The 23,697-nt window shown below is 73.6% G+C and carries 21 protein-coding genes and 2 pseudogenes; 12 read left to right on the forward strand and 11 right to left on the reverse strand.

Features of this window, described 5'->3' with window-relative positions:
- Window positions 1–151: 151 nt before the first annotated feature.
- Together LIX60_RS25210 and LIX60_RS25215 are read right to left on the reverse strand one after the other, a co-directional pair.
- The gene (locus LIX60_RS25210) at window positions 152–721 is read right to left on the reverse strand and encodes a DUF488 family protein (RefSeq protein ID WP_227960861.1); all 570 of its coding nucleotides are present in this window, start codon (window positions 719–721) and stop codon (window positions 152–154) included.
- A gap of 14 nt (window positions 722–735) precedes the next feature.
- Complete coding sequence (locus LIX60_RS25215; RefSeq protein ID WP_227960863.1) at window positions 736–1,068, reverse strand: cupin domain-containing protein; 333 nt, start codon at window positions 1,066–1,068, stop codon at window positions 736–738.
- A 69-nt stretch (window positions 1,069–1,137) separates the two neighbouring features.
- Between LIX60_RS25215 and LIX60_RS25220 the strand changes: the two genes are divergently transcribed.
- The 3 genes from LIX60_RS25220 (at window position 1,138) to LIX60_RS25230 (ending at window position 4,116) form a co-directional block, all read left to right on the forward strand.
- On the forward strand, window positions 1,138–1,944 hold the full coding sequence (locus LIX60_RS25220; protein WP_227960865.1) for a bifunctional 2-polyprenyl-6-hydroxyphenol methylase/3-demethylubiquinol 3-O-methyltransferase UbiG: 807 nt from the start codon (window positions 1,138–1,140) through the stop codon (window positions 1,942–1,944).
- Between the two features lie 85 nt (window positions 1,945–2,029).
- Complete coding sequence (locus LIX60_RS25225) at window positions 2,030–3,169, forward strand: ADP-ribosylglycohydrolase family protein (protein WP_227960867.1); 1,140 nt, start codon at window positions 2,030–2,032, stop codon at window positions 3,167–3,169.
- Window positions 3,170–3,402: 233 nt separating this feature from the next.
- Window positions 3,403–4,116: an antibiotic biosynthesis monooxygenase gene (locus tag LIX60_RS25230; RefSeq protein ID WP_227960869.1), complete on the forward strand. Its 714-nt coding sequence runs from the start codon at window positions 3,403–3,405 to the stop codon at window positions 4,114–4,116.
- 140 nt (window positions 4,117–4,256) lie between these two features.
- On the opposite strand, the pseudogene LIX60_RS25235 reads toward LIX60_RS25230, so the two are convergent.
- Together LIX60_RS25235 and LIX60_RS25240 are read right to left on the reverse strand one after the other, a co-directional pair.
- Window positions 4,257–5,171, reverse strand: a pseudogene (locus LIX60_RS25235) (GlxA family transcriptional regulator); the annotation flags it as partial.
- A complete protein-coding gene (locus LIX60_RS25240; protein WP_227960871.1) occupies window positions 5,168–5,902 on the reverse strand; it encodes a cysteine hydrolase family protein in 735 nt (244 codons plus the stop codon). The pseudogene LIX60_RS25235 and the gene LIX60_RS25240, both read right to left, overlap by 4 nt.
- A gap of 159 nt (window positions 5,903–6,061) precedes the next feature.
- On the opposite strand from LIX60_RS25240, the gene LIX60_RS25245 reads away from it, so the two are divergent.
- Both LIX60_RS25245 and LIX60_RS25250 read left to right on the forward strand, forming a co-directional pair.
- The gene (locus LIX60_RS25245; RefSeq protein ID WP_227960873.1) at window positions 6,062–6,742 is read left to right on the forward strand and encodes a uridine kinase; all 681 of its coding nucleotides are present in this window, start codon (window positions 6,062–6,064) and stop codon (window positions 6,740–6,742) included.
- Between the two features lie 138 nt (window positions 6,743–6,880).
- Window positions 6,881–8,824 carry a cellulase family glycosylhydrolase gene (locus tag LIX60_RS25250; RefSeq protein ID WP_227962916.1) on the forward strand — a complete coding sequence of 648 codons (1,944 nt, stop codon included), beginning with the start codon at window positions 6,881–6,883 and terminating at the stop codon, window positions 8,822–8,824.
- Between the two features lie 16 nt (window positions 8,825–8,840).
- Here LIX60_RS25250 and LIX60_RS25255 read toward each other — a convergent pair whose 3' ends face one another.
- The 5 genes from LIX60_RS25255 to LIX60_RS25275 form a co-directional block, all read right to left on the reverse strand.
- Window positions 8,841–9,446 (reverse strand): DinB family protein, encoded by a 606-nt coding sequence (locus LIX60_RS25255; protein ID WP_227960876.1) that lies wholly within the window; start codon window positions 9,444–9,446, stop codon window positions 8,841–8,843.
- A 196-nt stretch (window positions 9,447–9,642) separates the two neighbouring features.
- A complete protein-coding gene (locus tag LIX60_RS25260) occupies window positions 9,643–10,914 on the reverse strand; it encodes an aromatic acid exporter family protein (protein WP_227960878.1) in 1,272 nt (423 codons plus the stop codon).
- 106 nt (window positions 10,915–11,020) lie between these two features.
- A complete protein-coding gene (locus LIX60_RS25265; protein ID WP_227960880.1) occupies window positions 11,021–12,301 on the reverse strand; it encodes an MFS transporter in 1,281 nt (426 codons plus the stop codon).
- A 77-nt stretch (window positions 12,302–12,378) separates the two neighbouring features.
- On the reverse strand, window positions 12,379–12,921 hold the full coding sequence (locus LIX60_RS25270; protein WP_227960882.1) for a methylated-DNA--[protein]-cysteine S-methyltransferase: 543 nt from the start codon (window positions 12,919–12,921) through the stop codon (window positions 12,379–12,381).
- Between the two features lie 180 nt (window positions 12,922–13,101).
- On the reverse strand, window positions 13,102–14,013 hold the full coding sequence (locus LIX60_RS25275) for a glycerophosphodiester phosphodiesterase (protein ID WP_374117915.1): 912 nt from the start codon (window positions 14,011–14,013) through the stop codon (window positions 13,102–13,104).
- 351 nt (window positions 14,014–14,364) lie between these two features.
- Here LIX60_RS25275 and uvrB point away from each other — a divergent pair, with 351 nt between their 5' ends.
- The 4 genes from uvrB (at window position 14,365) to LIX60_RS25295 (ending at window position 20,664) form a co-directional block, all read left to right on the forward strand.
- Complete coding sequence (uvrB, locus tag LIX60_RS25280; RefSeq protein ID WP_227960884.1) at window positions 14,365–16,500, forward strand: excinuclease ABC subunit UvrB; 2,136 nt, start codon at window positions 14,365–14,367, stop codon at window positions 16,498–16,500.
- Window positions 16,501–16,719: 219 nt separating this feature from the next.
- Window positions 16,720–17,298 carry a TerD family protein gene (locus LIX60_RS25285; protein WP_019709556.1) on the forward strand — a complete coding sequence of 193 codons (579 nt, stop codon included), beginning with the start codon at window positions 16,720–16,722 and terminating at the stop codon, window positions 17,296–17,298.
- A 192-nt stretch (window positions 17,299–17,490) separates the two neighbouring features.
- On the forward strand, window positions 17,491–19,443 hold the full coding sequence (locus LIX60_RS25290; RefSeq protein WP_227960886.1) for a TerD family protein: 1,953 nt from the start codon (window positions 17,491–17,493) through the stop codon (window positions 19,441–19,443).
- Window positions 19,444–19,626: 183 nt separating this feature from the next.
- A complete protein-coding gene (locus LIX60_RS25295) occupies window positions 19,627–20,664 on the forward strand; it encodes a TerC family protein (RefSeq protein ID WP_227960887.1) in 1,038 nt (345 codons plus the stop codon).
- Between the two features lie 43 nt (window positions 20,665–20,707).
- Here the strand turns inward: LIX60_RS25295 and LIX60_RS25300 are convergent.
- Window positions 20,708–20,893 (reverse strand): annotated as a pseudogene (locus LIX60_RS25300) (MBL fold metallo-hydrolase); the annotation flags it as partial.
- Window positions 20,894–20,911: 18 nt separating this feature from the next.
- Here LIX60_RS25300 and LIX60_RS25305 point away from each other — a divergent pair.
- Complete coding sequence (locus LIX60_RS25305; RefSeq protein WP_227960889.1) at window positions 20,912–22,426, forward strand: recombinase family protein; 1,515 nt, start codon at window positions 20,912–20,914, stop codon at window positions 22,424–22,426.
- A gap of 80 nt (window positions 22,427–22,506) precedes the next feature.
- Here the strand turns inward: LIX60_RS25305 and LIX60_RS25310 are convergent, their stop codons facing one another.
- Window positions 22,507–23,097, reverse strand: coding sequence for a helix-turn-helix domain-containing protein (locus LIX60_RS25310; RefSeq protein ID WP_227960890.1), 591 nt, complete (start codon window positions 23,095–23,097; stop codon window positions 22,507–22,509).
- Window positions 23,098–23,243: 146 nt separating this feature from the next.
- Between LIX60_RS25310 and LIX60_RS25315 the strand changes: the two genes are divergently transcribed.
- Together LIX60_RS25315 and LIX60_RS25320 are read left to right on the forward strand one after the other, a co-directional pair.
- Window positions 23,244–23,453 (forward strand): hypothetical protein, encoded by a 210-nt coding sequence (locus LIX60_RS25315; protein ID WP_227960892.1) that lies wholly within the window; start codon window positions 23,244–23,246, stop codon window positions 23,451–23,453.
- Window positions 23,450–23,641, forward strand: coding sequence for a hypothetical protein (locus LIX60_RS25320; protein ID WP_227960894.1), 192 nt, complete (start codon window positions 23,450–23,452; stop codon window positions 23,639–23,641). Before LIX60_RS25315 ends, LIX60_RS25320 begins: the two co-directional genes overlap by 4 nt.
- Window positions 23,642–23,697 lie beyond the last annotated feature (56 nt).

Raw genomic sequence — 23,697 nt, forward strand, 5'->3', positions numbered from 1 at the left:
GCCTGCCCGCCTGTTCGGCGCGGTTGATCGCGCCGGCGGTGGATATCGCGGCCAGGGGACGGATCACCCGTGTGAGGGCGTTCCGGGCGTGTGGCTCGCGGGGCCACGGTGTGCATCCGTACGTCGTCCGGAGCCGACGGCCGGGTGGGTTTCACCGGACGTCCTCACCGCTCGCCCCGTCCGCGTCGGTGCGGTCGTAGACCAGGAGGCCGTCCTCGCGCAGGCGTGCTCCCGGGGTGGGCGGGTGTGCGGTGAGGCGGCCGTCGTGGGAGAGGTGCAGCACCGGCACGCCGCGGGCCAGCACGGCGAAGTCGGCGATCAGCCGCCGGTGGCAGCGCCACCACACCGACTCACCGCACATCACCGCCGTGCGGGCGGCGGCCGCCTTGCGCAGCAGTTCGTCCATGGCGGCGAGGAAGTCCGGGTGGCGGGTGTGGCCCGCGTACCCCCGGAAGGACGCGTTCCGCCAGAAGGTGTCGGGGGAGCCGGGCGCGGCCCGGCGGAAGCCGCCGAGCCGGGGCTCCCAGCGGTAGCCGATGCCGGCCTCGCCCGGCAGCCACACCGCGAGGGCGTCCCGGGCGACGTCCGGGTTGCGGCGGCTGCCGGGGGCCGTCCGTACGTCCACCACCGCCGTCACCCCGGCGCCGTGCAGCAGCCCGGTCAGCCGGTCGCGGCCGGCCGTGCCGTGACCGAACGTCAGCAGGGGCGCCTGGGTGCTCACAGCCGGTCGGCCGGTCAGCCGGGCTTGGCGACGGTCAGCAGGACCGCGGAGTCCTCCAGGGCCTCCAGACTGTGCCGGGCCTGCGGGATGACGAGCAGATCGCCGTCGCGGCCGTCCCAGTGCTCGTCGCCGCTGTGCAGCCGCACCCGGCCGCGGAGCACCTGGAGGGTGGCCTCGCCCGGGTTCTCGTGCTCCGAGAGGGAGTTGCCGGCGGTCAGGGCGAGAAGGGTCTGCCGCAGGACGTGTTCGTGACCGCCGTAGAGGGTGTCGGCGCTGCGTCCGGCGGAGGAGTTGGCGGCGCGTGCCAGGTGTTCGCGGGCCTGTGCGTCGAGAGAGAGCTTCTGCATGGCCGTCAGTCTCGCACCGGTGACGGACAACGGGGCAGAGCGGGCCCCGGTGTCGGCTACGGTCGGGGGATGTCCGTATCCGCCGGGAAGTTCGACGCGGCGATGGAGGCGTGGCAGCGGTGGCAGGACAGCCCCGGCGGCCGGCTGCGCTACACCCTCGCCGAGGCCAATCTCGCCCGCCACACCGGGAGTCCGCCCCGTGCCGGAGGCCGGCCGCTGCGCGTGCTCGACCTGGCCGGGGCCGACGGCGGTGACGCGATCCGGCTGGCGCTGCGCGGGCATCACGTGACGATCGCCGACTTCACCCCCGCGATGCTCGCCCGCGCCCGGGAACGCGCCGCCGCGGCCGGCGTCGCCGCGCTGGTGGACACGGTCGAGGCGGACGTCCTGCGGCTCCCGGGGGAGCAGACGCGTCCGGTGCACGACCTGGTCGTCTGCCACAACCTGCTGCAGTACCGGGAGGACGTCGAAGCCGTGCTGCGCGCGGCCCTCGCCCCGCTGCGGCCCGGTGGACTGCTCTCCGTGATGGCGTTCAACCGGCACTCCGGGCCCTTCGACCGGGCGGTCCGGGAGCTGGACCCGGCCGCCGCGCTCGCCGCGCTGGACGTACGCCGGGACCGCACCCGGACGTTCGACACCGAGCTGGTCCTGCACACCGCCGAGGAGGTGATCCCCGTCCTGGAGTCGCTCGGCTGTACGGACGTCCACCACTACGGCATCCGCAGCTTCTGCGACGTCATCGCGGACGACGAACGCAAGCGCGACCCGGCGTTCTACGCGGAACTGGAGCGGCTGGAGCTGGCGGTGACCGGCCGGCCGCCGTATCCCCATCTGGCGCGGATCTTCCAGCTCGTCACCCGGAAGCCTCCGGCCTGAGGAGCCCCGTTGCCGCCGGGCGGGGCGTGCGCGCCTGGCAGGATGGCCGTTCGAGCGACGGACACACCAGGTGGGGGTGGCGGACATGGAAGACCGGTCCTGGAGCGGGGCGGTGGCGGTACGGGCCCGGATCCGGGGGTGCCTGCTGGGCGGTGCCGTCGGGGATGCGCTGGGCAATCCGGTGGAGTTCCTGTCCACGGACCGCATCCGCGCCGCGCACGGGTCGCACGGTCTGCGCGGCCTGGTGGCCGCCGGCCGCGGCGCACCGGCCGGCACGGTCACCGACGACACCCAGATGACGCTCTTCACGGCCGAGGGCCTGATGCGGGCCCGTGAGCGGGCGGCCGCGGGGGGCCTCGCGGGCGCCGGTACCGAACTGGTACGCGATGCCTATCTGCGCTGGCTGGACACCCAGCGCCACGATGGGCCGCCGGCCGCTGACGGGCTCACGCACCGCACCGGGAGGCTCCGCGAGGAGCGGTGGCTGTACGCACGGCGCGCACCCGGCAACGCCTGCCTCTCGGGCCTCGAACACGCGTATGCGCCCGACCCGGCCGGTGAGCTGCGCGGCGAGCCCGGCCCGGTCAACCCGGAGTCCAAGGGCTGCGGCACGGTGATGCGCTCCGCTCCCTTCGGCCTCACCGGCGCCGGGCCGCGCGCGTCCTTCGAACTGGCGGCCCGCTGCGCGCAGATCACCCACGGCCATCCCACCGGCTCCTACGCGGCCGGCGCCCTGGCGGCGATCGTCCACCATCTGCTGTACGGCGAGAGCCCGGAGGCCGCCGTGCTGCTGACGCTCCGCCTCCTCGCCCGGTATCCGGGCCACGAGGAGACGACGGCCGCCCTCGGCGCCGCACTTGACCTCGCGGCGGACCGCGGCGCCGCTCCGGGCCCGGAGCGGGTGGAGACACTCGGCGGCGGCTGGATCGCCGAGGAGGCGCTGGCCATCGCCGTGTACTGCGTGTTGGTCCACACCCCGGAGCGGCGCGGGACCGGCGGTCCGGCGGCCGTCTCCGGGGAGGCGGTCCGCGAGGCCCTGCTGCTCTCCGTCAACCACTCGGGTGACAGCGACTCCACCGGCGCCGTCTGCGGCAACCTCCTCGGCGCCCACCACGGGGACCTGCGGCTGCCGCAGGACTGGCTGGCACGGGTCGAGGGGCGCGCCACCATCACGCTGCTCGCGGACGACTTCGCGGCGGGGTTCCATGCGGGGGACGAGACGTGAGGGGGCGGACGGACGGAAGGGACGGAAGGCGCGGAAGGGGTGGAAGGGGCGGCGGGTCCGAGGGTCCGGGGCGGCGGTGCGGTCCCCGGCCGCCCGCGTGGTGGCCGGGGTGCGGGTGTCCCTCCGAACTCGCTTGACCTCAAGCTTGGTTGATGTCTGAGGGTGGTGGTCGCCGGCACGCGAACGGCGTGCCCCACAGGGCCCCGGCCCGCGACCACCACGGAGGACCACCCATGACCGCCGCGCACCCGCGCTCCGCCCCCCACCGGCCCGACATCGCCCGCCCCGACGCCGGCGCCCGCTTCTTCAGCACCTGGCGGGTCGGCACCCCGCAGCGGCAGCGGGCCGTCGTGGCGGCCGTCGCCGCCACCTGGGCGGAACGCCCCTGGCCCACCCGCGACCTGCTCGCCTACCACGTCTACACGGGCACCGACGGCGACACCCTGCTGCACCACTCGCAGTGGACGGACAAGGCCGCCTACCACGCCTTCGTCCGGACCCACCGGGAGGAGCGGAACGACGAGATCGACGCCGCCGTCCCCGGAATCGAACGGGTCGGCATCGCGGCGTACGAGCTGTACCGCAGCCGTTCGCTGCGCGATCCGGGCGCCGTGCCCGGCTGTGTCGTCCTCGTGGACGTGGAGTTCGACGGCCCGGACCGCGCCCGGCAACGCGCTTGGGTCGACACGGTGTTCGAGGCCCTGGACGGGGAACCGCGGTCCCGTCCGGGCGGCATCTCCGCGAACTTCTTCCTGAGCACGGACGGCACCCGGGTGCTCAACTACGCGGAGTGGACGAGCGAAGAGGCGCACGCCGACGCCCTCGCCGCGCCGGGTGACGGCGTGGGCTCCGCCACCGAGGGGTGGCGCCGGGTGCAGAGCTTTCCGGGGCTGCTGCGCAGTGACGTCAAGCGCTACCGCTGGGCGTGGAGCGGCCTCCGGCCGTGAGGCGGGCGCTCCGGGCCGGCCGCGGGAGCCGCCGGAGCGGAAGGGGCGGAAGGAGCGGACGGAGCCGCCGGAGCGGAAGGAACGGGCGGCACCGTGGTCGCGGCCGCCGCCGGAGCCTTCGGGACTGCCGCACTCCCGCCCGGGGCCGCCTCCCTGCCGCGGAGCCGACGCAGCATCCGGGCGTCCTGGAAGCCGGCGGCCCGGGCGGCGGCCTCGACGGTCGCACCCCGGCCGATCAGGTGCTCGGCGCGTTCGACACGCAGCCGCTGCTGGTAGCGGAGCGGCGTCAGTCCGGTCGCCGCTCCGAAGCGGCGGGTGAGGGTGCGTTCGCTGACGCCCGCGGCCGCGGCCAGCTCCGCCAGGGGCAGCGGCTCGGTGAACCGGGCGTCGATCACGTCCTGGGCCCGGTGGACCACGTCGCTGAGGTGGGCCCGGTACCGGAGCATGGCGCTGCTCTGCCGCTCGTCGCCGTTGCGGCGGGTGTGGACGACCATCGAGCGCGCCACCCGGGCGGCGGCGGCCGGCCCGTGCCGCACGGCCACCAGGTGGAGCGCCAGGTCGATGCCGCTGGCGATCCCGGCGGAGGTCACCACCCGCTCGTCGACGACGTAGAGCACGTCGCGCTCGACGGTGGCGCGCGGATGGCGCCGGGCCAGTTCGTCCTGGAGTTCGTGGTGCGTGGTGCAGCGGCGTCCGTCGAGCAGGCCCGCACGCCCCAGCGCGTACGCCCCGGAGCACACGCTGGCCACGGTGCCGCCCGCCGCGTGGTGCGCGGCGAGGCGGCCGAGGACCGGGGCGCTGAGGAACCCGGCGCCGCGGGCGGCCAGGGACGTACGCCACCCCGGCACGAGGACGAGATCGTCCGCGCTCAGCTCCGGCCACGCGGTGGCGGCGTGCAGTGGCAGTCCCTGGGCCGTGGGGACGTCCTCCCGCTCGGCCACGTAGGCGAGCCGGTAGCCGTGGCCGAGGTCGGCGGCTGTGGAGAACACCTGTGCGGGACCGGCGAGGTCCAGCAGATGCAGCCCCGGCACGAGCAGGAAGACGACACGGGTCACGATCCGGTCAGCTCGCCCACTGCCGCGGCCGCCGCGGCGGCCGGTTCCGCGCCGGTCACCGCCGTCAGCTCGGCCACGGTGCGCAGGGTCGCGAAGCGGCCGGCCAGCGCGTACTCGGTGCGGGTCATGATCTCGGCCGTCGTCAGGGTGCGGGGATCGGCCAGGATCTCCGCGAGGGGGCGGCCGGGCGGCGCGTCACGGTGCTCGACCGGGGTGGTCGCGGTCGCGTCGATCGCGAAGGTCACCTCGTAGCCGAGGTCGGCGGCGAGCCGTGCCGTCGTCTCGCAGCACTGTTCGGTCCGGATGCCGCAGACCGTGAGGGCGCGGACGCCGCGCGCGGTGAGGAGCCGCTGAAGCGGGGTGGTGGTGAAGACGTTGTGCGCGGTCTTGGTCAGCACGGGCTCCCCGGCCCCGGGTTCCAGACCCGGCATGAGCCGTACGTGGCCGAGCTCCGGATCGAACACCGTGCCGGTGCCGGGCTCGCTGTGCAGCACCCAGACGACGTACTCGCCGCGCTCGCGGGCCGCGGCGACCAGCCGGGCGACCTGGCCGGCGACCTCGGGGTCGGACGAGGCCCGCCAGTCCGGCCGCTGCCGGAAGGACTCCTGGACGTCGATGACGAGCAGCGCGCTCGCGGCGGCGGAAGCGGACGCGGGGGCGGCGGCGGACGCGGTGTACGCGGGGTCCGCGGTGTGGGAGGTGTGCGAGGTGTTCCCGGTGGTGTGGTCCATACCCCGACCCTGCTCCTCCGACGGCTCCCGCGACAGACACCATCATGCCTGCCGGCGGACCGATCCGGTCAGCCGGCCGGGTCGCGGTCGTCCTCCCGGCCCGTGCTCGTCCGGCCCGGCCCGTCCGGGCACGGCGGAAGGGGCGGGGAAGATGGCCGTATGCGGATGGAAGCGATCACCTGGGAACGGCTGACGGAGGCACTCGCGGAGCGCGTCGCGGCGGCGGAGACCGGCCGGGACGGCAGCCCGTGGCAGCGGATCGCGATCGACGGCGCCCCCGCGGCGTCCCCCGGGGAGCCGGCGGCGCGGCTCGCCGGAGCCCTGCGCCTCCGCGGCCGCCCGGTGTGCGGTGTCTCCACCGAGGGATTCCTGCGGCCCGCCTCGCTGCGGTACGAGTCCGGGCGCGAGGACCCCGACGCGTACTACGAGGACCGGCTCGACACCGGCGCCCTCTGGCGGGAGGTCTTCGGGCCGCTGGACCCCGGCGGCAGCGGGCGGGTACTGCCCGATCTGTGGGATCCGGAGACCGACCGGGCCACCCGCAGCCCGTACACCGAACTCCCGCCCGGCGGGGTACTGGTGCTGCACGGCCCGCTGCTGCTGGGGCACTGGTTCCCGTTCGACCTGACCGTCCATCTGCGGTTGTCGCCCGGCGCGCTGGAGCGGCGCACCCCCGCCGGGGAGCGGTGGACGCTGCCCGCCTTCGCGCGGTACGCGGACGAGGTGGGTCCGGAGGAGGCCGCGGATGTGGTCGTACGGGTGGACGATCCGCGCCGGCCGGCCTGGAACGGCGCCGAGTGGCGGGCCGGGGGCCCGTGGACGAGCCATAACCATCGGTAACCCGCTTTTCCGCAAGCACTCTTGACAGTACGTCAGCAAGCCCTGATCGTGGCGGCCATGGTGGTCAGCGGTGTGCGGACACGGCGTGGCGGCGGACGGCGGCGGGCCGGGGCGGTCGGAATCGTCCTCGGCGCCTTGATGACGGCCGGGCTGTACGGCCCGGACACGGCCGCGAGAGCCGCCGGGACGGAGAGCGCCGCCGCCGGCACCGGGACCGCGGCCGGTGACGGCGGACTCTGGTTCGACGGCCGTGCCGCCGCCGAGGTGACGCCGGACGGCACCCGGTTCACCGACGGGCACGGCCGGGAGGTCGTCCTGCGCGGCTTCAACGTCTCCGGCGAGACCAAACTGCACGAGAACCGCGGCCTGCCCTTCGCGAACACCGCCGACGCCCGCGCCTCCGCCGAGGCGCTGCGGGACCTCACCGGCGGCAACACCGTGCGCTTCCTGCTCTCCTGGGCGTACGCCGAACCCGAGCCGGGCCGGGTCGACGAGGCGTACCTGGCCGCCGTCACCGAACAGATGGGCGCCTTCCTCGACGCGGGCCTGCGCGTCTACCCCGATTTCCACCAGGATCTCCACTCCCGCTACCTCTTCCACGAGGACAGCTGGTACACCGGCGACGGCGCACCCCGGTGGGCCGTCGAAGCCGGCGGCTACCCGCGGGAGTTCTGCGGCATCTGCGTCCACTGGGGGCAGAACATCACCCAGAACCGGGCCGTCATGGACGCGAGCCGCGACTTCTGGCACAACCGGGTCCTGGAGACGGAGGCCGGGCCCCTCGGCGTGCAGGACGCGTTCCTGGCCACCGCCGAGAAGACCATGGCGCACCTCAAGGAACGCCTCACCGGGGACCAGTTCGCGGGGATCGCCGGCTTCGACCCGTACAACGAGCCCTACGCGGGCACCTACGAGGACGGCGAGGACAGCCGGTCCTGGGAGCGGGACACCCTGGCGCCGTTCTACGAGCGCTTCCGCGCCCGCATGGACGCCGCGGGCTGGCAGGACAAGCCGGCCTTCCTCGAACCGAACATGTTCTGGAACTCCAACATCGGCTTCCAGCACGAGGAGGGGGGCTTCCTGGACGCGGGGCGGCTCGGCCCCCGCTCCGTCTTCAACACGCACTTCTACGATCAGCGGGCCATCTCCGGCGTCCTCATGCCGGGCAAGGCGCGGGACGGCCAGAACCTCGGCGACTTCGAAAAGGTGCGCGAACGCTCGGCGGCGACCGGAGTGCCCGCGGTCGTCAGTGAGTTCGGGCACCCGCTCAACGGGCTGACGGCGGACAAGGCGCCCACCGTCCTCAAGGCGATGTACCAGGCGCTCGACTCCCGCCTCCCCGGCCGGGACTGGTGGCGGCGGGCCGCCGAGTCCGGTCCCGTGCTCTCCGCCCAGCAGTGGCAGTGGGACCTCTACAGCGGCCGCCACCGCGAACTGATGAACGGCAACCCCGGCAAGGTGCTCACCGAGGGCGACGCCTGGAACGACGAGGACCTCTCCGCCGTCGAACGGGACGCGTCCGGCGAGCCGGTGCTCCGCCAGGACGAACGCCTGCTCGACCGGCTCTACCCGACCGCCGTCTCCGGCCGCACCCTGGCCTTCGTCTACGAGGACCGCTCTCGCGACGGGGACCGCACCCTGACCTGGAACCGGATCCCGGACGACCTGCCGCACGTCGCCGAGCTGACCGGCTCCGGCCGCTACGGGATGCTGGTGTGGCGCTCGGACGCTCCGGACGGCGGCGCGGAGGAGGCCCCCACCGAACTGCACCTGCCCCGGGGCTTCGACCCGGAGCGCACCGTGGTCGTCTCCGACCTCGGGACGGCCGCCGGGCCGCCCCCGTACGCCGCCGACGGCCGCGCGGCCCGGCACCCGGTCGCCACCGCCCCTCAGGCGGGCGGCACGGACGCCCGGCGGCTGCTGCTCTCACCGCCGGCGGCCGGCGAGGAGGACGGCGGACCGGGCGGACGGCTGCACTTCGCGCTGGTCGCCGAGGGCACCGCCCCGGCGCCGCCGGAACTGCGGGAGGAGGCCCGGCGGGAGCTCGCGGGCTGGGCCGCCCGCGCCGGTTTCGGCGGGTGACCGGGGCGGCGGGCCCTCACGCGACCGAGCCCGGCGGGACCATCCGGGCCGTCGTGCTCGCCCCGTCCAGCGCCTCGCGGATCATGTCGGCATGGCCCGCGTGCTGCGCCGTCTCCCGGACGATGTGGAGCAGGATGCGGCGGGCCGACCAGTGCACCGTCTCCGGCGGTCCCCACGGGCTGTGCGGCAGCGGCACGGTGACGTCCAGTCCGGGCAGGCCGGCCACGGTCTCCTCGGTGACCCGTGCCGCGGCCTCGTAGTCGGCCACCAGAGCGGCGAGGGTGTCCTCCTCCCGCATCCGGTACTGGTCCATGTCGAACATGCCCTCCGGAGCCCTGCCCTCGCCGTCGGCCAAAATCCGGATCCAGGCGCGTTCCCCCTGGGCGACGTGGCGGAGCAGCCCGCCGAGGGTCAGTTCGCTGACGGTGGTGCGCCGGGCGGCCCGCTCGTCGTCCAGACCGCGGACGGTGATCAGCAGATTGGCCCGCTGCTCGGCCATGCTGCGCAGGAACTCCCCGCGCTCACCGGGCAGGTCGCGCGGTGGGACGGCGCCGGGCGCGGGCGAGGAAGCCGCGGAGGGGGTGTTGGATGTCCCGGAGGACGCGGGGGGATGAGCGTTCACGGGGTGAGTCCCTTCGTACGGTCGGCGGGCCGGCGGGGGCAGGGCCGGCGCCCGGGTGGTGTCCCGTGGGCCGGGGCCCGTGTGCCGCCGGTGCCCCGACCGTAGAAGGACTTGCGGCCGGATTCCGTCCGCAAGATGCCGCGTCCCCGGCCGAGGACCGGGCGTCGCCCGGCCGCGCCCCCCGGCACCCTCCGGCTCAGGCCGCGTCCACGTCCTGTTTCGTCAGTGCCTGCCGGCGGCTCTGCCCGCCGCCGCGGCGGCGGCGGTACCGGCGGACGCGGCGCTTGGCCTTGTCCAGCCTCGGGTGGCGGGCCCGCTGCTCGCGCGAGTACCGGTCGAGTTCCTCCGCGAGCCGGGTCGAGCGCTTCTCGACGTCCAGCTCGTCCAGGAACCGGTCGACCTCGGCCAGCAGCGCCCCGTGCAGCTGCCACTGCCGCGGGTGCTCCTGCACCTTCTCCAGCAGCAGGCGGGCCACGTGCTCCCGGCTCATCCGGGCCGCCGAGAGCTCGGTGAGCAGGAAGGTCTCCGCGTCCTCCGCGTTGGCGCTCACCTGATCGGTGATCAGCACGGAGAAGCTCTGCACCGCGCCGGCCATGTTGATGAACAGTTCGCGCAGCGCGGCGGAGACATCCGGGGGGAACAGCGCCTCCTCCGTCCGCGCCCGGGCCAGATCCGCCAGGCTCCGGGTGGTGACCCGCAGTATCACCGCGCAGATCTCCAGGGTGTCCAGACCGGTCCGCAGCACGATCCGGGAGAGCAGGCCCTCCTTCACCCGGGGGTTGAACCGCACGCTCTCCTCGGCCCGGGTGAGGGCCTCGTCCACCTCCGAGATGTCGTGGTCGAGCCGGCGGGCCTCCTCCACCCGCGCGGTGGCCTCCTCCACCGGGGTGTGGCCGCCGAGCTCCTCGCCGAGCTCCAGCAGCAGCGCCGACATCCGCTTGGCCAGGTCCTCAATGGACTCGCCCGCGTCCTCCACCCAGACCGGCGGAACGAAGACGATATTGAAGAGGAGCCCCACCCCGGCGCCGACCAGGGTCTCCAGGACCCGCGTCAGCGCCAGATCGGTGGCATGGGTGACGCCGAGGACGAGCATGGCGGAGATGGCCACCTCGGGGACGAACTCCCCGACGCGCACCAGATGCCCGGTGACCAGCGCGGAGATGATCAGCAGGCCGAGGCTCCACCAGGTGAGCCCCACCCAGGCGCTGAAGCCCACGGCGATGAGGACCCCGGCCACCACGGCGTTCACCCGGCGGACGCCGCTGGTGAGGGTCGCGTAGAGGGTGACCTGGACGACGAGCAGCGCGGTCAGCGGGGCGAGCAGCGGGGGAGGCTTCGAGCCGAGCAGCCACACGGCGGCCGCGTAGGCGATGGTCGCGCCTGTCGCGGAGCGGACCGTCTGGACGACGACCGGCTCCCTGCGGCGCTTGGCGAGCTCCGCCACGGGCTCCGGGACGACATCGTGCATTGTGTCCGCATTCCCGATCCGCCAGGCCGGATACACCCGCCGGTCGCCTGCCACCCGGGTGGGCGACCGTCCGCGGAGGGTCCCGGTCCCGTGGGGCGGGGACGCCTCAGGCGGTTCCGGCGCGGCCGGGACGGCGCCGGCCGTGGACGGCGAGGATCACCACCGGGAACAGCAGCAGGGCGCCCAGGGCGTTCAGCCAGCCGTAGCCGGCCTGGGCGACGACCAGGCCGGCCAGCGCGCCGCCGAGGCCCGCCGCCGCGTTCATCGTCAGGTCCGACAGGCCCTGCACGGCGGCGCGCGCGGCCTGCGGCACCGAGTCGGTCAGCAGCGCCGAGCCGGACACGAGCCCCGCCGACCAGCCGAGGCCGAGCAGGAACAGCCCCGCCGCCGTGCGGCCGTGCCCGCCCCCGGCCGTGCCGGCGAGCAGGGCCGCCGCGCCCAGCAGGACCACGGCGAGACCGATGACCGGCAGCCGGCCGGCGCGGTCGCACAGCCAGCCCATCAGCGGCGAGAAGGCGTACATACCGGCGATGTGACCACTGATCACCAGGCCGATCAGCTCGATACCGGCCCCGTGGTGCGCCAGGTCGACAGGGGTCATCACCATGATCGCGACCATGACCGTGTGCGAGGTGCTGACCGTGACCAGCGCCAGCCGGGCCGGGGCCGAGGCGGCCACGGCGGCCAGCCCGGCACGCAGCGAACGCCCCCGCTCCGGGTGCTCCTCCCGGGGAGCGAGCGCCCGGGCGGTGAGCAGCGGGTCCGGCCGCAGCAGGGCGGCCACCAGCACGGCGCAGACGACGAAGACGGCCGCCGCCCACAGGAACGGGCCGGCGGCCTCGGGTATCCCGAGCCCCGCCACGCTGCGGCCCGCCGGCGCGGCGATGTTGGGGCCGAGGACGGCGCCGACGGTGGTGGCCCAGACGACCGTGGAGATCGCCCGGGCCCGCTGCTCGGCGGGTGCGAGGTCGGCGGCCGCGAACCGGGCCTGGAGGTTGGCCGAGGAGCCCGCGCCGAAGGCGGCCATGCCCACCAGGAGCAGCGGGAAGGAGCGGAGGGCGGCGGCGAGGACGACGAGGCCGCCGCCCGTGGCGCCGATGGCGTAGGCCAGGGTCAGCCCCGGGCGCCGGCCGCGGGCGCTCATGAGCGCGGCCAGCGGCATGGAGAGCAGGGCGGTGCCGGCCACCGCGGCGGTCTGCGCCAGCCCGGACAGCGCCTGGGAGCCGCCGATCTCCTCGGCCAGCACGGAGGCCAGCGCGATGCCGATGGCGACACCGAGTCCGCCGAGGATCTGGCTCGCGATGAGGACCGCGGTGGTACGGCGGCGCAGCGCGGCCAGGTCGAGCGGTACTTCCCGGTGCACGGCCGGGTCCCGGGTGGAGGTCACGGGCCGAGTCTGCCAGCAGGCACCGACAGGGGTGAACGGGTGTTCACCCACGGCGGAGGGCCGCCGCCCGCGCCCTGTCAGAACAGCGGCCGCGGAAGGACTCCCTCCAGCTCCAGCAGCGCCCGCTTGGCCGGCAGTCCGCCGCCGAAACCGCCGATGCCGCCGTTCTGTTCGACCACGCGATGGCAGGGCACGACCACCGGCAGGGGGTTGGACCCCATGGCCGCGCCGACGGCACGGGCGGCGCCCGGCTCGCCCGCCCGGCCGGCGAGGTCCTGGTAGGAGACGACGGTGCCGTACGGCACGCCGGCGGCCAGTTCGCGGAGCACGCGCAGGTTGAAGCCGGAGGAGAGCGACCAGTCCAGTTCGAGCTCGAAGGCCGTCCGGGTGCCGGCGAAGTAGGCCCGGAGCTGCCGGACGGCGTCCGCGAGCGGGGGCGGCCCGGCCTCCCCGTCCTCCTCGGCCGGCTCACCGCCGAAGCGTGCCGCCAGCCGGTCCACGGCGCGCCGGAGGACGGGCCCGTCGGCGTGGAAGACGACGTGGGCCAGCCCCCGGCCGGTGGCGGCGAGCAGCAGCGGGCCGATGGGGGTGCCGGTCACGGTCCAGGTCACTGCGGTCATCCCGGCAGGGTAGGCCCGGGGACCGACAGCCGCCGGGCGGCACCCCCTCTTCCCGGGGGAGCCCGGCCGGGGAGACGGCCGGGCTCCGGGCGCCCGACGGGGAGCCGGTCCGACGGGGACCCCGTCCACGGAACTCGGTCCGCGGGGTCCCGTCCGGCGGGAATCCGGCCGGGCGGGCGGTCAGCCGGCGGAGGGCAGCAGCGCCTCCGCCGCGGCGCTCTCCTCGCCGACCGCGTCCCGGACCACGTCCGGATAGTTGGTGATGATGCCGTCCACGCCGATCCCCGCGAGCCGGGTGGCGGTCGGGCCGTCGTTGACCGTCCACGTCAGCACTTGCATCCGCTTGCCGTGCGGGCCCTTGAGCCGGTGGACCGCGTCCACGTAGTCGGCCGTCACGGTGCGGAAGCTGGGGTTGATCTGGTCGGTGAACTCGGCGTACGAGGGCAGGTCCGCCACCGCCGGTGTGCCGAGGAAGCCGGTCCGCACGTCGGGGCGCCACTCGTGCACGGTCCGGATGCTGTCGGCGGCGAAGCTCTGGACGATCAGCTTGTGCCGGACGTGGTACGGGCTCAGCCAACCGGTGCGGCGCAGCTCGCCGAGGATCTGCCGCTCGATGCCCGGGTACAGCTCCGGTGCCTTGATCTCCAGCAGCAGTTTCTGCCGGTTCCAGGAGAGCCGGTGCAGGAACTGCCGGAGGGTGGGGACCTGCTCACCCGCGTACTCCTCGGAGAACCAGCTGCCCGCGTCGAGCTGCCGGATCTCCTGGAGGGTGAAGTCCGAGACCTTCCAGGGCGACCGGTCGGGGAAGACCTCCTCGACGTCCGTCGTGCGGGCAAGGGTGGTGTCGTGGATGACGACCAGCGCGCCGTCCTTGGTGCGCTGGACGTCGTTCTCCACCCAGACGGTGCCGAGCTCGTCCGCCTTGTCCGCGGCGGCGAGGGTGTTCTCGGGGGCGTAGCCGGAGGCGCCGCGGTGGGCGAAGATCTCCGGGCCGCCCGAAGGGCCGGCGGCCAGGGCCGCCGGTGCGGAGAGGAAGAGTGCGGAGAACCCCAGCACCGCGCCGGTGACGGCTGCGACAGGGCGTGTGAGCACGTGGACTCCTCGCGTCGTCTGTTCACGGACCCGCTGAGGTTCCCAGCCGTCCGCCAACGGGAAACAGGCGCAGGATGGCCAGAAAGTGAATGAGCGACTCCGCAGGGTGGTGTTTCGCACCATGTGACGATATGTAGTGGAACAGCGGACCGCCGGGGTTCCCGGGACGCGTCACTCCGGGCGCGTCCCGCCACAGGCACCCCATCAGCCTGCGGTTTCGCCGCGGCGCGCGGCTCCGGCAGCCCGCCGGGCCGACTTGATCCGATCGGGGGACGGGGCCGGGGCCGGAGCCGCTCCCGGGCGCACGGTCTTCCGGCGCCGGTTGTCGGTGCCGGGTCGTACGGTGGTGGCATGCGGCCCGTATCCCACATCGAACGCACGGTGGCGCCCTTCGAGGTCGTCAGCCCCTACCAGCCCAGCGGCGACCAGCCCGCGGCCATCGCGGACCTGGAGCGGCGCATCCGCGCCGGCGAGAAGGACGTCGTGCTGCTCGGCGCGACCGGCACCGGCAAGTCGGCCACCACCGCATGGATGATCGAGCGGCTCCAGCGGCCGACGCTGGTGATGGCGCCCAACAAGACCCTGGCCGCCCAGCTCGCCAACGAGTTCCGCGAGCTCCTGCCGAACAACGCCGTCGAGTACTTCGTCTCGTACTACGACTACTACCAGCCCGAGGCGTACGTACCGCAGTCGGACACCTACATCGAGAAGGACTCCTCGGTCAACGAGGAGGTCGAGCGCCTGCGCCACTCCGCCACGAACTCGCTGCTCACCCGGCGCGACGTGGTCGTGGTCGCCTCCGTCTCCTGCATCTACGGCCTGGGCACCCCGCAGGAGTACGTCGACCGCATGGTGCCGCTGAAGGTCGGCGAGGAGTACGACCGGGACGAACTGCTGCGCCGCTTCGTCGACATCCAGTACACGCGCAACGACATGGCCTTCACCCGCGGCACCTTCCGGGTGCGCGGCGACACCATCGAGATCTTCCCGGTCTACGAGGAGCTGGCCGTCCGGATCGAGATGTTCGGCGACGAGATCGAGGCGCTCTCCACGCTGCACCCGCTCACCGGCGAGGTCATCAGCGAGGACGAACACCTGTACGTCTTCCCCGCCAGCCACTACGTCGCCGGACCGGAGCGCATGGAGCGCGCGATCGGGGCCATCGAGCGGGAGCTGACCGAGACCCTCGCGGTGATGGAGAAGCAGGGCAAGCTGCTGGAGGCCCAGCGGCTGCGGATGCGCACCACCTACGACATCGAGATGATGCGCCAGATCGGCTCCTGCTCCGGCATCGAGAACTACTCCCTGCACGTCGACGGCCGCGAGCCCGGATCCCCTCCGCACACCCTCCTCGACTACTTCCCGGAGGACTTCCTCCTCGTCATCGACGAGTCGCATGTCACCGTCCCCCAGATCGGCGCGATGTACGAGGGGGACGCCTCCCGCAAGCGGACCCTCGTCGAGCACGGCTTCCGGCTGCCGTCCGCCATGGACAACCGCCCGCTGAAATGGGAGGAGTTCGCCGAGCGCATCGGCCAGACGGTCTACCTCTCCGCCACCCCCGGCGCCTACGAGCTGTCCCGGGGCGACGGGATCGTCGAGCAGATCATCCGGCCGACCGGGCTCGTCGACCCGGAGGTCGTCGTCAAGCCCACCGAGGGCCAGATCGACGACCTGGTGCACGAGATCCGCCTCCGCACCGAGAAGGACGAGCGCGTCCTCGTCACGACCCTCACGAAGAAGATGGCCGAGGACCTCACCGACTACTTCCTGGAGCTCGGCATCCAGGTCCGCTATCTCCACTCGGACGTGGACACCCTCCGCCGCGTCGAGCTGCTGCGCGAACTGCGTGCCGGCGAGTACGACGTCCTCGTCGGCATCAACCTCCTCCGGGAGGGCCTGGACCTGCCCGAGGTCTCGCTGGTCGCCATCCTCGACGCCGACAAGGAGGGCTTCCTCCGCTCCGGCACCTCGCTCATCCAGACGATCGGCCGGGCCGCCCGGAACGTCTCCGGCCAGGTCCACATGTACGCCGACAAGATCACGCCGGCGATGGAGCGGGCCATCGACGAGACCAACCGGCGCCGGGAGAAGCAGATCGCGTACAACACGGAGCGCGGTCTCGACCCGCAGCCCCTGCGGAAGAAGATCAACGACATCGTGGCCACCATCGCCCGCGAGGACATCGACACCCAGGAGCTGCTCGGCACCGGCTACCGCAGCCCGAAGGAGGCCAAGGGTGCCAAGGAGGCCAAGGCCCCCGTGCCCGCCCTCGGCGGCAAGGCGGCGGCCAAGTCCGGGCACCGGAAGCCCCTCGCGCCCACCGACCGGCCGGCGGCCGAACTGGCCGAGCTCATCGAGGAGATGACGGACCGGATGCGCGCCGCCGCGGCGGACCTCCAGTTCGAGGTCGCGGCACGGCTCCGTGACGAGGTGGGCGAACTCAAGAAGGAGCTGCGGCAGATGCGGGAGGCCGGCCTCGCCTGAGGCCGGAGCCCCGCCGGACACGGGCTCTCCCCGGGAGGCCTCCGGGCCTTCCGGGCCCCGGTGTGCCCCCGCGTCACTCCCGGCATCCCGGGCGGCGCCGCTGTGTTGCAAGAACGACACAAACCGCGACCGGGCGGCCGCGCTGTCAGCGGCACTGCGTAGGGTTTCTCTCCAGCCGCGCACTCAGGCGGTTTTTCGGGTTTCGAGAGGGGACAGCGCGTGAGCGTCAACTTGTCCAAGGGACAGGGCATCAGCCTGCAGAAGTCCGACGGGGGGACTCTGACCGCGGTGCGGATGGGGCTGGGCTGGCAGGCTGCCCCGCGCCGTGGACTGTTCGGCAAGCGTACGAAGGAGATCGACCTCGACGCCTCCGCCGTGCTGTTCGCCGACAAGCAGCCGGTGGACGTGGTGTTCTTCCGCCACCTGGTCAGCGACGACGGCTCCGTCCGGCACACCGGTGACAACCTCGTCGGCGGCGCCGGCCAGGGCGGCGACGACGAGGCCATCCTGGTCGACCTCCAGCGCGTCCCGGTCCACATCGACCAGATCGTCTTCACGGTCAACTCCTTCACCGGGCAGACCTTCGCCGAGGTGGAGAACGCCTTCTGCCGCATCGTCGACGAGACCAACGGCCAGGAGATGGCCCGCTACACCCTCACCGGCGGCGGCCAGTACACGGCGCAGATCATGGCCAAGGTGCACCGCTCGGGCAGCGGCTGGACGATGACGGCCATCGGCACCCCCGCCAACGGCCGCACCTTCCAGGACCTGATGCCCACCATCACCCCCCACCTCTAGGCAGGATCCGCCGGCCCGCCCCCGAGGGCGGGATTCCGGGCGGCCCCGCCCTCCCCGCTCCGCGGCCCGCGGAGGCGGTGCCACCGCCACGGGCCGCGGAGCGGACGCGTCCCGCCGCGCCGGGCGCCCGGACGCGGAGCCCGGCCCGGCGGACGCACCACCCGACGAGCGACTCACCGAGGGGAACGCACGATGACGGCCGAGCTGGTACGCGGGCAGAACCACCCGCTGACGCGGACCCGCCTGGAGATCCGGATATCCGCCGGTGACCCCGTCATCGCCGGAGCCACCCTGGGCGACGAGGACGGCCGCGTCGCCGGCCCCGAGCGCGTCGCCCACCCCGCCGCCCCCCACCTCCCCGGTCTGGAGGTCCCCCAGCAGGCCGCGGCGGACCACCGGCTGGCCGTGGACCTCGAAGCGCTGCCCGAGGGCGTGCACCGGGTCACCGTGCTGCTCGCGCTGCCCACCGGCGTCGGCGGCCCGTCCCGGTTCGGCACGGTCGCCGCGCCGTTCGTCGCCGTCACGGGGCTCGACGGCACCGCGCTCGTCAGCTTCACCATCACCGGCCTCGATACCGAGTCGGCGGTCACCGCGCTGGAGCTCTACCGCCGCCTTGGAGCCTGGAAGGTCCGCGCCGTCGGCCAGGGCTACGCGGACGGCCTGGCCGCGATGCTGCGCGACCAGGGGCTGCCGCAGGCCGCCGAACTGGCCGCCACCGTCCAGGAGGCCGTGACCCGCGGCATGGCCCGGACCATAGCGCCGCCACCCCGGACCCCCGGCGACGGCACCCGCGTCCGCACCGCCGCCGGCCTGCCCCCGGGGGAGCCCGGGCCCGCACCCCGGCCCCAGCCCCCGGCCGCTCCGGCCCCGCCGGAGGCCCGGCCTCCGCAGCAGCAGGCGCAGAGCGGCTCCCCCGTCGACTACCGCCACCCCGGACGGGCCCGCACCGCGCCGCCGCCCCCGCCGCCGCCCCCGCCGCCGCAGGCGTCGCCGCCCGAGCCCGGCCGGCCGCCGCAGCCCGTCGCGGGCGACGCGAGCGGCTGGACGATGGACGAACGCCTCTACAACCAGGTCTGGGGCATGTTCGAGGATCTGGCCCGGAGCGTCGCCGCGTACCGCAGCGCGGTGGATTTCGCCGACTCCCGCCAGGAGCAGGAACTCGAACGAGTGCTCTCCGACCCCCGCTCCCGCATCGGCGGCGCGGGGGACGAGGCCCGGGCGGCGGCCGGCGCCAAGCACACCGCCCTCGTGGACCGGGCCCGCGCCGTCCTCGACCGCGATCTCGCCCAGCTGACCGCCGAGTCGGAGGTCGTCGAACCGGCCCTGCCGCCCGCCTTCGCGGGCTGGGCGAGCCCGGTCTGGCACGGCTACCGGGTGCCGATGGAGATTCCGATGGCCATGCGCCTGGGCGACCTCCACCTCCCGGAGCGGCCGGAACTGCGCATCCCGATGCTGGTGCGGCTGCCGCTGGAGCGCGGTCTCTGGATCGACGGCGGACGGTCCCGCTCCGGCCCGGACCACGCCCTCGGCTCCGACGGGCTGCGCCGCGCGGCCGTGGAGACGGCCGTGGCCCACGCGGCCCGGCTGCTCGCCGTCCACCCCGCCGGGGAGTTCACCGTCCACGTCCTCGACCCGGCCGGATCGGCCACCGCCTCCCTCGCCCCGCTGCTGGAGTCCGGTGTGCTCCCGGAACCCCCGGCCGCCGGAGCCGCGGGGGTGACCGCCGTCCTGTCCCGGCTGACCCAGCGCGTGGACCTGGTGCAGATGGCCGTCCGGGGCGGCGCCCCCGACGCGCTGCCGCCGGACCTCGACACCGGGGAGCAGCTCCTCCTCGTCAACGACTTCCCCCACGGCTTCGACGACCGTGCCGTGACACAACTGCGCTACCTCGCCGACGAGGGGCCCTCGGTCGGCGTGCATCTCATGATGGTCGCGGACCGCGAGGACGCCCGGGAGTACGGGCCGGTGCTCGACCCGCTGTGGCGTTCACTGCTGCGGATCACGCCGGTGCCGGACGACCACCTGGCCGACCCCTGGGTGGGCCACGCCTGGACGTACGAACCGGCGCTCGCCCCGGCGGGCAGCCGGGTGCTGGTCCAGGTGCTCCGCCAGGTCGCGGAGGCCCGGCGCGCCTACGGCCGCTGAGCTGCCCCCGCCGGCCTCTCAGGAGTGAATCCACCCCTCTGAGCTGCTGTCTTTTACCTTTATTTGCCTTCCCTGTACTCTTCCTTGGCATGCCGGGATGTCCGTTCCGTGCGCCCTGCCCGACGCCCGGGCGGAAGCACGGGCGTGCCCGGCAAGCCCGCCCGCCGCAGCCAGAGGAGTTCCGTGGACGTATCCCTGACCGCCTGGACACTGACCGTTGTGGGACTCTGCGTCCTGATCGCCGCCGACTTCTTCATCGGCGGCCGCAAGCCGCACGACGTCTCCGTCAGGGAGGCCGGTGTCTGGACGGCGGTCTGGATCGTGCTCGCCGTCCTCTTCGGCGCCGGGCTGTACCTCGCCGGCGGCGGGGCTCCGGCCGGGGAGTTCTTCGCGGGCTACATCACCGAGAAGTCGCTCAGCGTCGACAACCTCTTCGTCTTCGTCCTGATCATGGCGAAGTTCGCGGTGCCGACCCGGTACCAGCAGCGGGTGCTCATGATCGGCGTGCTCATCGCCCTCGTCATGCGGGCCGTCTTCATCGCCGCCGGCGCCGCGCTCATCGCCAACTTCTCCTGGATCTTCTACGTCTTCGGCGCGTTCCTGATCTACACCGCCTGGAAGCTGATCCACGACGCCCGCACGGAGGAGCACGACGAGGAGTACGAGGAGAGCCGTCTCCTCAAGGCGATCGAGGCGCGCGTCCCCTCCACCGGGGCCTGGCGCGGCACCCGGATGTTCGTCCGCGAGGACGGCAGGCGGCTGATGACGCCGATGTTCGTCGTGGTCCTCGCGCTCGGCACCACGGACCTGCTCTTCGCGCTCGACTCGATCCCCGCGATCTTCGGTCTCACCGATGACCCGTACATCGTCTTCACCGCCAACGCGTTCGCCCTGATGGGGCTGCGTCAGCTGTACTTCCTCATCGGCGGGCTGCTGAAGAAGCTGGTTCACCTCTCCTACGGGCTGTCGGTCATCCTCGGCTTCATCGGTGTGAAGCTCGTCCTGCACGCCCTGCACGAGTCCGGGGTCCACGTCCCCGAGATCAGCACCCCCGTCTCGCTGGGCGTGATCTGCGGTGTCCTCGTCGTCACCACGGTCACCAGCCTCTACGTCTCCTCGCGGGAGGCGCGGCGGGAGATACCCGAGGGGACGGCTCCGGCGAAGGGCGCGGAGAAGGCGTCGGGCGCGGAGACCCCGGCGAAGGACCGCGCGGACGGCTGACCACCGGGCAGCGGCCGGCGGCCGGCTCCCGGGCACCGGCCGGTCACCAGCCGCGGGCGCGCCACTCCGGCAGGTGCGGGCGCTCGGCGCCCAGCGTGGTGTCCCGCCCGTGGCCGGGGTAGACCCACGTCTCGTCCGGCAGCTCACCGAAGAGCTTCGACTCCACATCGGAGATGAGGCTCGCGAAGGCCTCCGGGTCCTGGTGGGTGTTGCCCACGCCGCCGGGGAAGCCCTAGGGTCCTCTCCTGTGAACACTAAGACGCTCCCGCGCCGTACCCTCGTCTTCCTGTACGCGCGGATCTCCGAGGACCCCCGCGACCGCCGACGGGGCGTCAACCGGCAGATGAGCGACCTGCGCACGTTCTCCGAGGAGAACGGCTGGGAGGTCGGCGGCGAGTACATCGAGAACGACGTTTCGGCCCACTCGGGTGAGGGGCGCCCCGAGTACGACCGGCTGATGGCCGACGCCCTCGAGGCCGCGACGGAGCCGGGTGTCCGTGTCATCGTCGCGGGCTACCACCCGTCGCGTGTCTGGCGGCGCCGTGTCGAGCGTGCGCAGGCGATTGAGGACTTGCGGCACGCGGGGTGCTGGGTGGCGTTCGAGTCGGGCGGCCTGTTCAACATGGCGAAGGCGTCGGACCGGTCGCAGCTCGCCAACCTTGGTGAGTCCGATACCGCCGAGTCCGAGGTGAAGAGTGAGCGGGTGGCTCGTGCCGCCCTCGAACGTGCACAGGAGGGCCGGGCGAACGGCGCCGTGGCGTACGGGTGGCGGCGTCAGTACGAGTACGACGCCCGGGGGCAGGTCAGTGGCTTCCAGGACGTCGAGGACCCGGTACAGGCCGGGATTGTCCGGGAGATCGTCATCCGCCTGCTGGCCGGAGGCAGTCTCATCGGCATCACGGCTGACCTGAACGAGCGCCGTGTGCCGTCGCCTGGCGCCGGGATGCAGCTCAAGCGGCGGGCGGTCGGGCAGAACGAGGACGGGTCGCTGTGGAACAAGACCAGCGTGAAGAAGCTCGCGCTGCGGCCGGCGAATGTGGGGCTCCGTGTGCACCAGGGCGTGGAGTACAAGGCGGCGTGGCCGGCGCTTATCACGGACGAGCAGTACGCGCAGCTGCGGAACCTGTTCGCGGAGCGGACCGTGGTGCGGGAGCTGCCGGGCGCGCGGAAGCACCTGCTGACGTGGGGTGAGGTCGCCACGTGCGGGCCGTGCGGGTCGGTGCTCCGGGTCGCGCCGAAGGGGAACGCGAAGCGAGGCAGGAAGCAGCCGACGTACGTCTGCGACGTGAACGGCTGTGTCGGCCGGAACGAGGAAGCGCTCGATCGCCATGTGGGGCGTGTGGTCGTGGGGCTGCTGTCGCGGCCCGAGGCGGCCGAGGTCTTCCGCGGCGACGACTCGGCGGCCCTGGCGGCCCTGGAGCGGGCGGAGGGGCTGAAGGCGCGCCAGGAGGCGGCGGCGGACGACTACGCGGACGGGATCATCACCCGGGAGCAGTTGCGGCGCATTACGGCGAAGCTGGCGGCGCAGATCACGGACGCGCAGAACGAGGCGCGCCGGTTGCGGCCGGCCTTCGACCTCGACGCGTTCGACGGCCTCGTGGGGCCACGGTCGGAGGAGGCTTGGGAGGCACTCCAGGTGCCCCAGCAGCGGCGGGTCCTGGATGGCTTGGGGCTGAGGTTGAGGGTGCATCCGGTGGCGCGGCGCGGCCCCGGGTTCGACCAGAGCACCATCGAGCTCCAGTGGGTGCGGACGGGCGACTGAGTGCGCGGATGCCGTACGGGAGTGGCCCCCGGGATGTCCCGGGGGCCACGTTGTTGTTCCGGTCGCGGTCGGAGGGCTGCTCAGTCGTCGTGGTTGCCGTGCTGGTCGAACTCGACCGGCTCGCCGGTGCTGACCTCGTGCAGCTTGCCGTCCCGGCCGCGCTGGTAGTACCCGCGACCGCCGGAGTCCTCGAAGTGTGCTGCCTTGCTGGCGGGTGAGCGGTCGTAGCTGCGGATGCCGAGAGGCCGGGCGTAGCGCTGGAAGTCGGCGCTCGCGGTGCCGTCGTCGCCCTCGGGAACAGTGAGCGGGCGGCGGCCCTCGGCCCATGCCCACACGATCGTCGCGTCGACGCGGCCCATGCCGGTCAGCGTGATGCTGCCTGATCCCTGGTGAGGGAGCAGCAGAGCGTTCGGGTTCACGCCAAGGGCCGCGGCGAGGGCGGTCAGGTCATCGACGTCGATGCGCCGGACGTTCTTCGGCGGCTCGGCTCCAGCCTCGGGGGTCCGCCCGTTCTCGATCTTGTTGAGGGCGTCGGCGCTGAGGTTGTGGCCGCGCCGCTTGAGGTCGGCTGAGAGTGCGCGGAGGCTCAGCCCTCGCGCCTCGCGAAGCCTGCGGAGATTGTCCGCGACGGCCCGGGAGGTGGGGCCGAGGTCCATGGGTCCAGTCGCCATAACCGCGACGATATCTGTCGAGGTTACCGAGGTGGGTGTGTGTGTTGTAGCGACGAATGAAGATCACTGCTAGTGTCGCCGTAATTCCGATACTTACCGGTTCTACCGAGTGAGTTGTCTCGATTACGTGGACAGGAGTCCCGGTTATGTCGCACCTACCTACGCCCCAGACTCTTCAGTCGGGCGAGTGGATGACGCCCCGCCAGGTGTCGGCGGCGACGCACTACGCCCTCCAGACGCTCGCGAACAACCGCTCCCTCGGGATCGGCCTGCCGTACGTCAAGCTCCCGACCGGCCGCATCTGGTACCGGCGCGCGGACGTCGAGGCCCTGCTGGGCGGGGCGGTCGCCGCGTGAACGTCACCCCGGACGGCTGGTGCTCACCGGCCGCAGGCCAGGACCCCGAGGCGTTCATCGCCGAGTTCGTCGCATCCCGGCACCCGCTCACCGGAGCGGAGATCACCGAGCTTCGCGTGATCTTCCGGCCCGCCCTGGCCAAGGTCGCGCAGCGCGCGGCCTCCGAGGCGGACACCGATGCCGCCTAACCACAAGCAGACATGCGAAAGGCCCGGCTCCCTCTCACAGTCGCCGGGCCTCTCCA

The sequence above is a fragment of the Streptomyces sp. S07_1.15 genome (assembly GCF_020739505.1).
Lineage (GTDB): Bacteria > Actinomycetota > Actinomycetes > Streptomycetales > Streptomycetaceae > Streptomyces > Streptomyces xinghaiensis.

What these genes read in the sequence shown, in the direction of transcription:
- LIX60_RS25230 (WP_227960869.1), top strand. Translation starts at nt 3,403, where the DNA reads ATGACCGCCGCGCACCCGCGCTCCGCCCCCCACCGGCCCGACATCGCC.
- LIX60_RS25250 (WP_227962916.1), top strand. Translation starts at nt 6,881, where the DNA reads ATGACGGCCGGGCTGTACGGCCCGGACACGGCCGCGAGAGCCGCCGGG.
- LIX60_RS25270 (WP_227960882.1), bottom strand. Translation starts at nt 12,921, where the DNA reads ATGACCGCAGTGACCTGGACCGTGACCGGCACCCCCATCGGCCCGCTG.
- LIX60_RS25225 (WP_227960867.1), top strand. Translation starts at nt 2,030, where the DNA reads ATGGAAGACCGGTCCTGGAGCGGGGCGGTGGCGGTACGGGCCCGGATC.
- uvrB (WP_227960884.1), top strand. Translation starts at nt 14,365, where the DNA reads ATGCGGCCCGTATCCCACATCGAACGCACGGTGGCGCCCTTCGAGGTC.
- LIX60_RS25315 (WP_227960892.1), top strand. Translation starts at nt 23,244, where the DNA reads ATGTCGCACCTACCTACGCCCCAGACTCTTCAGTCGGGCGAGTGGATG.
- LIX60_RS25310 (WP_227960890.1), bottom strand. Translation starts at nt 23,097, where the DNA reads ATGGCGACTGGACCCATGGACCTCGGCCCCACCTCCCGGGCCGTCGCG.
- LIX60_RS25240 (WP_227960871.1), bottom strand. Translation starts at nt 5,902, where the DNA reads ATGGACCACACCACCGGGAACACCTCGCACACCTCCCACACCGCGGAC.
- LIX60_RS25290 (WP_227960886.1), top strand. Translation starts at nt 17,491, where the DNA reads ATGACGGCCGAGCTGGTACGCGGGCAGAACCACCCGCTGACGCGGACC.
- LIX60_RS25245 (WP_227960873.1), top strand. Translation starts at nt 6,062, where the DNA reads ATGCGGATGGAAGCGATCACCTGGGAACGGCTGACGGAGGCACTCGCG.
- LIX60_RS25215 (WP_227960863.1), bottom strand. Translation starts at nt 1,068, where the DNA reads ATGCAGAAGCTCTCTCTCGACGCACAGGCCCGCGAACACCTGGCACGC.
- LIX60_RS25220 (WP_227960865.1), top strand. Translation starts at nt 1,138, where the DNA reads ATGTCCGTATCCGCCGGGAAGTTCGACGCGGCGATGGAGGCGTGGCAG.
- LIX60_RS25260 (WP_227960878.1), bottom strand. Translation starts at nt 10,914, where the DNA reads ATGCACGATGTCGTCCCGGAGCCCGTGGCGGAGCTCGCCAAGCGCCGC.